This window comes from Cyanobium sp. LEGE 06143 (genome assembly GCF_015207535.1).
Lineage (GTDB): Bacteria > Cyanobacteriota > Cyanobacteriia > PCC-6307 > Cyanobiaceae > NIES-981.
In genome coordinates this window covers 1-9,400 of record NZ_JADEWP010000093.1, presented here as the reverse complement: position 1 = coordinate 9,400, position 9,400 = coordinate 1, and the positions used below count along the sequence as shown (strand labels likewise).

The following is a 9,400-nucleotide window of genomic DNA, read 5'->3' as shown; positions in this document are numbered from 1 at the left end:
GCCCCAGTCCGAGATGGCCCCCAAGCCGCCCAGTCCGGTGGCGATGGTTGACCAGCCTGCCGCCGAGCTGCTGGCGGAGCTGGACCAGCAGATCTCTGCGGTGGTGCTCAACCGGCAGGACCCGATTAGCGGGCTGCTGCCGGCCAGCACCGCCAACACCGTGCACGGCAACTACGGCGATGCCTGGGTGCGCGATGGCGTGTACTCGATCCAGTGCGTGTGGGGGCTGGCCCTGGCCCACCGGAGGCTGCGCGGTCCCTGCCGGCGGGCCTTCGAGCTCGAGCAGCGGGTGCTGCTGCTGATGCGGGGCCTGCTCAATGCCATGGAGCGTCAGGCCACCAAGGTGGAGCGCTTCAAGCACAGCCTCGACCGCCGCGACGCCCTGCACGCCAAGTTCGACACCAGCAGCGGCTCCCTCGTGGTGCCTGACGACGGCTGGGGCCACCTGCAACTCGACGCCACCGCCCTGTTCCTGCTGCAGCTCGCCCAACTCACCCGCAGCGGCCTCGTGGTGGTGCGCAGCAGCCACGAGAGAGATTTCGTGCAGAACCTGGTGTACTACGTGGCCCGGGCCTACCGGGTGGCCGACTACGGCATCTGGGAGCGCGGCGACAAGGGCAACCACGGCCTGCCGGAGCGCAATGCCAGCTCGATCGGACTGGTGAAGGCGGCCCTTGAAGCCCTCGACGACCTCGACCTCTACGGGCCCCACGGCGACGGCAGCTGCTGCCTGGTGATCCCCCACGACGCCATCGTGCGCCTGCGCCGGGCCCTCGATGGCATGCTGCCGCGGGAATCCGGCAGCAAGGAGGCCGATGCCGCCTGTCTGGCCGTGATCGGCTACCCCGCCTGGGCCGTGGAAGACCGCGAGCTGGCCGAGCGCACCCGCAACAAGATCCGCGCCGAGCTGGGCGGCGCCTACGGCTACAAGCGCTTCCGCCGTGACGGTCACCAGACGGTGGTGGAAGACCACACCCGCCTCCACTACGAGCGCGAGGAGCTGGCCCAGTTCGAGCACATCGAGTGCGAATGGCCGCTGTTCTGGGCCTACGAGCTGGTCACGGCCTGCTGCGAGGAGCGCTGGAGCGAGGCCCGCCAGTGGCGCGGCCGCCTGGCCAGCGTGAGCGTGCTGCAGGGCGACGTGCCGCTGCTGCCGGAGCTCTACCTGGTGCGAGCGGAGGCCGTGGAGCGGGAGCGGCGCCAGCCGGGCAGCCAGCCGCGCCAGCCGAACGCCAACGTGCCGCTGCTCTGGACCCAGAGCCTCACCTGGCTGGGGGACCTGCTGCTGGCGGGGCTGATCACCCCCGCCGACCTCGACCCCTGCGGCCGCCGCAGGCCGGAACCGGCAGGAGCGGAGCAGGTGCTGGTGGCCCTGGTGCCCGGCAGCGCTTCCGTGGCCGCTGTGCTGGCGCAGCACGGCCTGCCCAGCAGCGGCGGGGCGGCTGAGCAAGCCAGCCGGATCGCGGTCCAGGGATCGTCGGCCCTTGGCAGGCGCCTGGCTCAGGTGGGGGCCAACGCCCGCCTGGGCCTCACCGGGCACCCCCCCGTGCGGATGGAAACCCTCGCCACGGCCCGGCTCTACCGCTGCCCACGGCCAGGCGCAGCGGGCGAAGAGGATGCCCTGGCCTTCGTGCCGGCCGTACTGGAGGAGGGCACCTTCTACCTGGCCGACGATGCCGAGCAGCTGGTCGACACAGTGCAGGCCGAGCTGCGCATGCTGCAGCGCCAGTGGCGCGGCACGGGCGCCCCACTGCTGCTGATCCCCGTGGCCGAGGCCGTCTTCGGGCGGGAGCCGGAGGCGTTTCTGGCCCTGGGGGCCCAGCTGCAGGCAGGAGAAGTGGGGGGCGTGCCGGTGCAGCTGGCCCGGCTTGAGGACCTGGCCGACCAGGCCCACTGGGTGTCGTTGCCCGCCGAGGCGGCCACGGGCGCCGCAGCGGCAGGCCCTGAGCCAGCGGCGGACCTGCCGCTGCAGGCCAGCCGGCGCCAGGCACCGCTCTCGGCCGCAGAGGAACAGGACCTCGAACGCGACGATCTCTCCATCGGCGAGCTGGGCGAGCGGCTCTGGCAGAGCACCTCCCTCGAGGAGCAGGCGGAGGTGCTGGAACAGCTGGTGCGCCGTCTCGGGCTGGGGGCGCAGCTGCACGGACCGCAAGGCAGCGAGCCGGTGGCCGTGCGCAGGCTGCTGGAGGTGGTGTATCACCGGGCCCTGGTGGAGGCCGACTGGGACGTGGTGCGCCGCACGGCCGGCTGGCTGGAGCTGGTGCACCCCCAGCTGGAGGATGCCCTCACGGACCTGCTGGTGCGGCAGCGCCAGGTGGTGGTGGGCCGCAACTACACCGGCGATTCGCTGCTGAGTGAGCCCCAGGGCAGCGCCGCGATCGCGGCGATGATCCGGCGCTTCAGTGGTGAGGACAGCCGCGAGTGGATGCTGCAGCAGGAACTGTTGCTGGCCCTCGACGGCCTGGCCCGCCACGAGCCCCGGCTGCTCAGCGGCAGCCTCACCCTGCAGCTCGGCCAGCTGGTGCTGCTGCTCACCAGTGAGCTGGCCGCCGAGGCCGACCTCAGCCCCAGCGAGGCCTTCGAGGCCCTCTGCGCCCAGCCACCCCACGCCGTGCGGCGGCGGCTGCAGACCCTGCTGGCCGATGTGGAGCACGCCAAGGCCTCGCTGATGCGCAAGGAGCAGCTGCACCTGAGCGGGCGGGTGCGCTGGAGTGTGCCGCCACCGCTGGAGGAGCTGCCCAAGGCCGGAAACTGGCTGCAGCACCGCATCCGCCTGGGGGCCCTCAGCCAGGTACCACGCCACTTCTATGCCGGTGTCTGGGAGTTGCTGCACCACTGCCGCGGCATCGTGATCGGCGACAAGCTGGAGCGCCGCAACCGCCTGGCCAGCGGGCCGTTGCTGAGTGAGAAAACGCCCGGGGAGAAGAACTTCGCCGCCCTGATCGAGCACCTGCTCAGCAAGATCGAGGCCCCGGAATACCGGCAGCTCTGCACCGAAACCCTGATGACCCTGATGGCCTTCGTGGGGGCGAACCCCCAGGTGCGTTTCGACGACGACCTCGCCCTCGACGTGGTGATCGGCCATGCCGTGCGGGTCGGCTGGCAACAGCGCCATCCGGAGGTGCCACCCGAGGACTACGGCCAGTTCAAGGCCGGAGCCTGGGAGGCCTTCTACCAGGCCTCTCCAGCCGACTGCCGCGCCTGGCAGCTCGAAGCTCTGCGCCAGCTCACCCTGGAGGCCTGAGCAGGCGGTTCAGATCGGCTGCTCCAGGGTCATCGAGAGGCTGGGCTGCTCGACGCAGTCCTCGATCAGATCGGCCAGCAGCAGCGCCCGCGACGCCTGCAGACCATCCACCGCCGGCACCTCACGGCCCCTCACGCACTGCAGAAAGTGCTCGAGTTCGGCGTAGAGCGGCTCGATCGAGGTGGTGCTCACCTCCTCGATCACACCATCGGAGCGGTACACGAGCTCACCGTGCTCGGCGCTCACGGTCTCATGGGCACGGCGGTGAATGTGCAGGGTGCGGTTGAGGAAGTCGGTCTCCACCAGGGAGGAGCGGCAGTGGGCGCTGAGGCTGCGGATCTTGCGGTGGGCCATCTTGCTGGCGGTGAGGCTGGCCACCACCCCGTTGGCGAAGGCCAGGGTGGCGTTGACGTAGTCGATCGGGCCCTCGGCGGAGCGCCCCCCTGCCGCCGCCAGGCGCACCACGGGCGCACCGGCCAGCTCCAGCACCAGGTCGATGTCGTGGATCATCAGGTCCAGCACCACGGACACGTCGTTGGCCCGGTCGGGGTGGGGGCTGTGGCGCCGGGCCTCCAGCACCACCACCTCCTCGCTGGCCACCACCTTCATCAGTTCGCGGAAGGCGGGATTGAAGCGCTCGATGTGGCCAACCTGAAGCAGCACACCCGCGGCCTCGGCAGCCTGGATCAGGGCAGCGGCCTCCTCGCGGCTGGCGGCGATCGGCTTCTCGATCAGCACGTGCTTGCCGGCCTCCAGGCAGCGCATCCCCACGGCGTGGTGCTGCAGGGTGGGCACGGCGATGCAGACCGCATCCACCAGGGGCAGGAGCTGCTCGAAGCCGGCATGCCAGGGACAGCCGAACTGGTCGGTGGCCAGGGCGCCGCGGCGGGGATCCGGGTCGGCCACCCCCACCAGGTGGGCATCCTTGATCAGGCTCAGCACCCGGGCGTGGTGCCAGCCCATGTTGCCGATGCCGATGACACCCACGCGCACAGGGTTCATGGCAGGGGCGTGCAAACCGCGTGAATTATCAATGATCGCCGCTCCCCTGCTGCCGCTCTGAGCCATCGGCCTCCTGGGCTGGCGCCACTGGGCTGCTGTCGGGGCGCCGCTCGATCTCCACCTGGGCGATCCGCGGACCCTCCATGGCCAGGATGCGGAAGTGGTAGCCCTTCCAGCGCAGGCTCTCGCCAGCGGCGGGGATGTGCTGCAGCCGCTCCAGGAGGAAGCCCGCCAGGGTGTGGTGGCCCTCCGCCTCAGGCAGGGGGACGGGCAACTGCCGGTTCAGTTCCACGATCTCGAGATCCCCCACCGCCAACCAGCAGCCTTCCCTGAGCTGCTGCAACTCGTCGAGCCGCTCTCGGGGGTCGTCGTCATCTCCGACGATCTCGCTGGTGAGGTCAGCCACGGTGACCAGGCCCTCGGTGCCGCCGTGCTCATCCACCACCACCAGCAGCGGCTGGCCGCTGCGGATCAGGGGCAGCAGCTCGGCCAGGGGGGTGCTCTCCTGCACCTGGGCCACCGGCACCACGAAGGGGGCCAGGGGAGTGTCGGGACTGAGCAATCCACGGGCGATCGGATCGGCCAGGCGCCGCAGATCCAGCAGACCCTTCACATCATCGAGGGAGCTGCCCAGCACGGGGAAGCGGGCGTGGGCTGTGTCATGCACCGCCCGCATCAGCTCCGCGAAGGTCACGTCGATGGGGAGGGTGACCATGCCGGAGCGGGGCACCATCACCTCCCGCACCAGGGTGTCGCGCAGGGAAAACACACCTTCGAGGATGTTGCGCTCATCGGGCATCAGCCCGGTGACACTGCCCGATTCGATCAGGGTTTCCAGCTCACCGGCGGACAGCATCGGCACCAGCTCATCCCAGTTGCGGGGCAGGCCCAGCAGCCGCAGCACGATGGCCGAGATCCGCTCGATCAGGCCGATCACCGGGGCGAGGATCCTGCTCACCGCCACCAGCAGGGGCGAGAGGCGCAGGGCCGAACTCTCGGGGCTGTGCAGCACCCAGGCCTTGGGAGCCAGGCCGCCGAGCACGGTGGCCCCCAGCACCAAGGTCAGAAACACGCCCCCATCCAGCCAGGCGGGGGGGAGCCCGAGGGCCGTCAAGGCCTCGGTGAACCGATCGGCCACCGCGCGGCCAGCCCAGCCGATCGCCACCAGGGCGAGCACGGCGCCGAGCTGGGTGGCCACCAGCACCCGCCGCAGCCGCCGCTGCAGCGCGGCCACGGCCCTGGCCCCGGGTTCGCCACTCTCGAGCAGCTGGCTCACACGGCTGGGGCGGAGCTTGATCACCGCCAGCTCGCCGGCCGAGAAGAAGGCCTGCAGCAGCAGCAGAAMGGKCAGGGCAAGCAGCAGGATCACCAGGCGTGCAGCCGGGCCGGCCGAGGCGGAGGAAACAGCGGGTGGGGCACGCGGAGAGGGCGTCCTGGGGGGGTGTCGTCTGCTGATGCTAAGGCCTGTCGCCGGCGTAGGTCGCCAGCCATGATGGGGGTCGCGAGGATCGAACTCGCCTAAGGCGGATTATGAGCCCGCTGCATTCACCAGATTGCTAGGCCCCCGGGGAGTGGCTTGAGACGGTGGATCGTTCGCTGCCAACCGGSCTCACCAGAGACCACGAACCGGCGGCGGCGGCGACCAGGTTGGGCCGGGGTCCTGCCATGCGGTGGGCAGGGCCTGCTCGGAGCCGAGGTGGCCGTTGAAGCCACTCGAGMCATCCGCCGTACGCAGGGGCATGGGGTCGCTCTGACGCTCGTGCAGGGCCCGGAAGGTGTTTTCGATCGCCGTGCTGTCCCAGACGATCGCCTGGTCGGAAAAGCCCAGGCCCATCACCCGGGTGCCATCACCACCGCCCATGGCGATGCCGAAAAGCTCAGTGATCTGATTGCCGAGGCTCACGGCCTGGGCGAAGGGGGCGGTGTAGCTGTAGTAGCGCCGTTGCACCAGATCAGGCACCGTCTGCAGGGCGTTGCAACGGGTGACTTCAACCGGAGCCGAGGGAAGGCCTGGCCTGGAGGGCTGGTCGAGAGGAGCCTCCAGGGTGGTGGTGCAGATCATCGGGCCGGCCTGGGTTGGCCCTGCCCCCACCAGAACGCCAGCCAGCAGGCCCAGCGAAGCGGCCAGTCCGGCGGATACGGCCCGTCCAGCAGGCGCACTGAGGTGGTCGGAACCTAGCCGTCCACCCCGAAGTTGGATCACCAGCCTTGCGCGCGCATTCATTTACATGCCCATGCCAGTTACAACGCAGACTACCCACCGAGATTCGTTGCTTCCACAGCGAACCGCCTGTTCATCGCCAAGCCGTGCTCTTGCCCTCTCCCCCCACCTGTCTGGCCCCGTCCGCAACGCCGTCGGCCATGCGGCAGGAACTGCTGCAGCGCCTGGCCCGCCAGGCCTACAGGCGCGGCAGTTTCACCCTGGCCTCGGGTCGCAGCAGCGATCACTACGTGAACTGCAAGCCCGTGAGCCTCAGCGGCGTGGGGCTGGCCCTGCTCGGATCGCTGCTGCTGGCCGAGGTGGAAGCCGAGGCGGCGGCCGTGGCCGGACTCACCCTGGGGGCGGATCCCCTCGTGAGCGCCGTGGCCCTGCGGGCGGCCCTGGAGGGCCGGGACCTGGCAGCCCTGATCGTGCGCAAACAGGCCAAGGGCCATGGCACGGGCGCCTGGCTGGAGGKTCCCCTGCCGGCGGCCGGCAACCGGATCACCGTGCTGGAGGACGTGGTGACGACAGGCGGCTCCTCACTCCTGGCGGTGAACCAGCTCCGGCAGGCGGGCTATGCGGTGGAGCGGGTGGTGACCATCGTGGACCGGCAGGAGGGTGGCCTTGAGGCCATGACGGCCGCCGGCCTGGAGCTGCGCAGCCTGTTTCTGCTCGACGAGCTGGCGGCCACGGCCAGCGCTCTGCCCTGAACTCCGCCATGCACGATCCCTGGACCTGGCAACCCGCCCCCGCGGCACGGCTGCAGCAAGCCGTGACCCTGCTGCACCTGCGCGGGCCCGACACCCTGCGGTTTCTGCACGGACAGACCAGCGCTGATCTGGAACGCGCCCCAGCGGGGGCCTGGATCCGCACCTGCTGCATTTCCCCCACCGGCCGCATGCGGGCCCTGGCGGAGGTGCTCGTGGAGCGCGAGGGCGCCTGGCTGGTGATCACCCACGGGGATGCCGCCGCCGTCCGCGCCGGTCTCGACCAGGTGCTCTTCCCCGCCGATCAGGTGGAGCTGGGCGCGTTGCAGCCCGCCTGGCTGTTGACGCCACTCCCCCAGCTCAGCCCCGCCGTCGCCACACCCACCCCGGCCGGCCCGCCAGCAGCGCTGCAGTGGCAGGCCCTGCCCGCGGATCAGGGCTGGCGGCTGGGGCCAGGCTGGCTGCTCCACCAGCTCACGGCTCTGCCCGCGGAACTGGAGGCCCTGCCGCCCCTGGGCGCCGACGAGCAGGAGCGCTGGCGGCTGCAGCAGGGCCTGCCGGCCGAACCGGCGGAACTCAACGCCGGCACCAACCCGTTTGAGCTGGGCCTGGCGGATCGGGTGAGCCTCTCGAAGGGCTGCTATGTGGGCCAGGAAACCCTGGCCAAGCTGGCCACCTACGACGGCGTCAAACAACAGCTGCGCCGCTGGCATCTGCCCCAGCCTGCGGAGGGCTCCGGGGCGGAGCAGCCAACGCCACTGGCGGCAGCTCCGATCGGCGCGGTGCTGCTCAGTGCCGAGGAATCCGATGGCGGACGCTGCGGCAGCGTCACCTCCGCCCTGCAGCTCGCTTCGGGCGCCTGGATCGGCCTGGCCCTGGTGCGGCGCCAGGCCCTCGCCGCCGGCGAACTGCGGCTTGGCCCTGACGGACCCTGCGTGCAGATGTCCACCCCGGCTGGGTTCATGGCCCCGCCGGTAGGAGCTGGCTCCGGGGCCAGCTGAGTCAGCCTGGGCCGTCGAGCAGCCAGCGCACCACCGCCCAGGTGGCCAGGTTGTCGTCGCGGTTGTAGGTGAAGATCCGCTGCAGGCGCTGGCTGCCGCCGTCGCGGCGCCACTGGCGCCACCACAGCAGACAGCGGGCGCCATCCACGCCGCTCTGGCTCCAGCGAAAGCCGAGCCAGCTGGCCACGGCCTTCAAGCCGTAGCTGTTCACCGGCAGGCGCCAGTGGCGCCGCACCCTGGCATGCACGTCCACCAGCCGCTGCCGCAGAGCCGTGAGTTCGGCCTCCCCAGCCCCCTGGCGCCGGGCCAGGCGCAGCAGGGCGATCGACTCGGTTTCGCCGTAGTGGAGCAGCGGCCAGGCCGGGTAGCGCCCGAGCAGCCGCCGCAGCCGCTGCCACAGCAGGGCCTCGCCGTGGTCATACAGGGCCAGCAGGGGCTGATAGCGCCAGCTGCCCTGGGCGGGCACAGGGCCTGCCGGCCAGGCGCCGTCGGCGCCGCGGGGCACGATCACGAACCCGTGCAGGAAGTCGTCGCGGGCATCGGGATCCGATTCGATGTCATAGAGCAGCACGCCGGGGCAGTGGCGCAGTTCGGGCAGCGGATCGAGGCCGCCTGCCCCCTCGGCCGCAGGGGGCTCAGGCTCCAGCCGCTCAGGCCGCCCCAGCGCCTGCACCCGGGCCTGGGCCACCAGCACCGCGGCGTTGTGGCGATGCTGCTCGCCGTGCACGGCCAGGGCCTCCCCCAGCCAGGCCGGATCGGCGGCCGCCAGCTCCTTGAGATTAGTGATGCCCAGCCCCAGCAGCATCTCGCGCCGCTTGCCGCCGATGCCGCTCACCTCGCTGAGATGGCCCTCGGCCGCCGCCTCCTGATCGCACTGGCCGCGCCAGCTGCAGAGCACACACTTCTTGCGGTCGGCCACCAGGGGCGGTGGCTCTGGGCTCTCCATGGTTTCGGCGAGGCGCACAAGGGCGTCATCGAGCTGGTGCTGCAGGCCAGCGCTGAGGCTGAGGGTGTCTCGCTGCAGGTTCCGGCCCGAGCCCGCCACCACCAGGGCCTGAGACACAGGGGCTCGCTGGTACTCGGCCAGCAGCCGTCCCCACAGAGCCAGCAGCAACCGGTGCTCGCGAGTGAGGTTACGGCCCTGGCGCCCCAGCACCGGGCGGTAGGCATGGTCGCCCCAGCGGCTGGGGCCCGGCAGCCGCTCCAGCAGGGAGGGATGGGCCTGCAGCTGCAGGCCCGCGGG

The 9,400-nt window shown here is 71.1% G+C and carries 7 protein-coding genes and 1 tRNA gene; 3 read left to right on the top strand and 5 right to left on the bottom strand.

Features of this window, described 5'->3' with window-relative positions; translation table 11 throughout:
• Positions 1-13 precede the first annotated feature (13 nt).
• Positions 14-3,244: a glycoside hydrolase family 15 protein gene (locus tag IQ216_RS07930; protein WP_370566663.1), complete on the top strand. Its 3,231-nt coding sequence runs from the start codon at positions 14-16 to the stop codon at positions 3,242-3,244.
• Between the two features lie 9 nt (positions 3,245-3,253).
• Here the strand turns inward: IQ216_RS07930 and IQ216_RS07925 are convergent, their stop codons facing one another.
• The 4 genes from IQ216_RS07925 to IQ216_RS07910 all read right to left on the bottom strand — a co-directional run bounded on the left by IQ216_RS07925 (position 3,254) and on the right by IQ216_RS07910 (position 6,308).
• Positions 3,254-4,246, bottom strand: a complete 993-nt coding sequence (locus IQ216_RS07925; protein ID WP_186697405.1) for a Gfo/Idh/MocA family protein — start codon at positions 4,244-4,246, stop codon at positions 3,254-3,256.
• Positions 4,247-4,274: 28 nt separating this feature from the next.
• A complete protein-coding gene (locus tag IQ216_RS07920; RefSeq protein ID WP_370566664.1) occupies positions 4,275-5,612 on the bottom strand; it encodes a hemolysin family protein in 1,338 nt (445 codons plus the stop codon).
• 127 nt (positions 5,613-5,739) lie between these two features.
• Positions 5,740-5,812: transfer RNA gene (locus IQ216_RS07915), tRNA-Ile, on the bottom strand.
• Positions 5,813-5,855: 43 nt separating this feature from the next.
• Positions 5,856-6,308, bottom strand: a complete 453-nt coding sequence (locus IQ216_RS07910; protein WP_193815052.1) for an Occludin/ELL family protein — start codon at positions 6,306-6,308, stop codon at positions 5,856-5,858.
• Between the two features lie 299 nt (positions 6,309-6,607).
• Between IQ216_RS07910 and pyrE the strand changes: the two genes are divergently transcribed.
• Positions 6,608-7,159: an orotate phosphoribosyltransferase gene (pyrE, locus tag IQ216_RS07905; RefSeq protein WP_193815050.1), complete on the top strand. Its 552-nt coding sequence runs from the start codon at positions 6,608-6,610 to the stop codon at positions 7,157-7,159.
• 8 nt (positions 7,160-7,167) lie between these two features.
• Positions 7,168-8,157, top strand: coding sequence for a folate-binding protein YgfZ (locus IQ216_RS07900; protein ID WP_193815049.1), 990 nt, complete (start codon positions 7,168-7,170; stop codon positions 8,155-8,157).
• 1 nt (position 8,158) lies between these two features.
• On the opposite strand, the gene IQ216_RS07895 is transcribed toward IQ216_RS07900, so the two are convergent.
• Positions 8,159-9,400 (bottom strand): TM0106 family RecB-like putative nuclease (locus tag IQ216_RS07895; protein WP_193815048.1); only part of this gene is annotated, 1,242 nt, incomplete at its 5' end.

What these genes read in the sequence shown, in the direction of transcription:
- IQ216_RS07930 (WP_370566663.1), top strand. Translation starts at nt 14, where the DNA reads ATGGCCCCCAAGCCGCCCAGTCCGGTGGCGATGGTTGACCAGCCTGCC.
- IQ216_RS07925 (WP_186697405.1), bottom strand. Translation starts at nt 4,246, where the DNA reads ATGAACCCTGTGCGCGTGGGTGTCATCGGCATCGGCAACATGGGCTGG.
- IQ216_RS07900 (WP_193815049.1), top strand. Translation starts at nt 7,168, where the DNA reads ATGCACGATCCCTGGACCTGGCAACCCGCCCCCGCGGCACGGCTGCAG.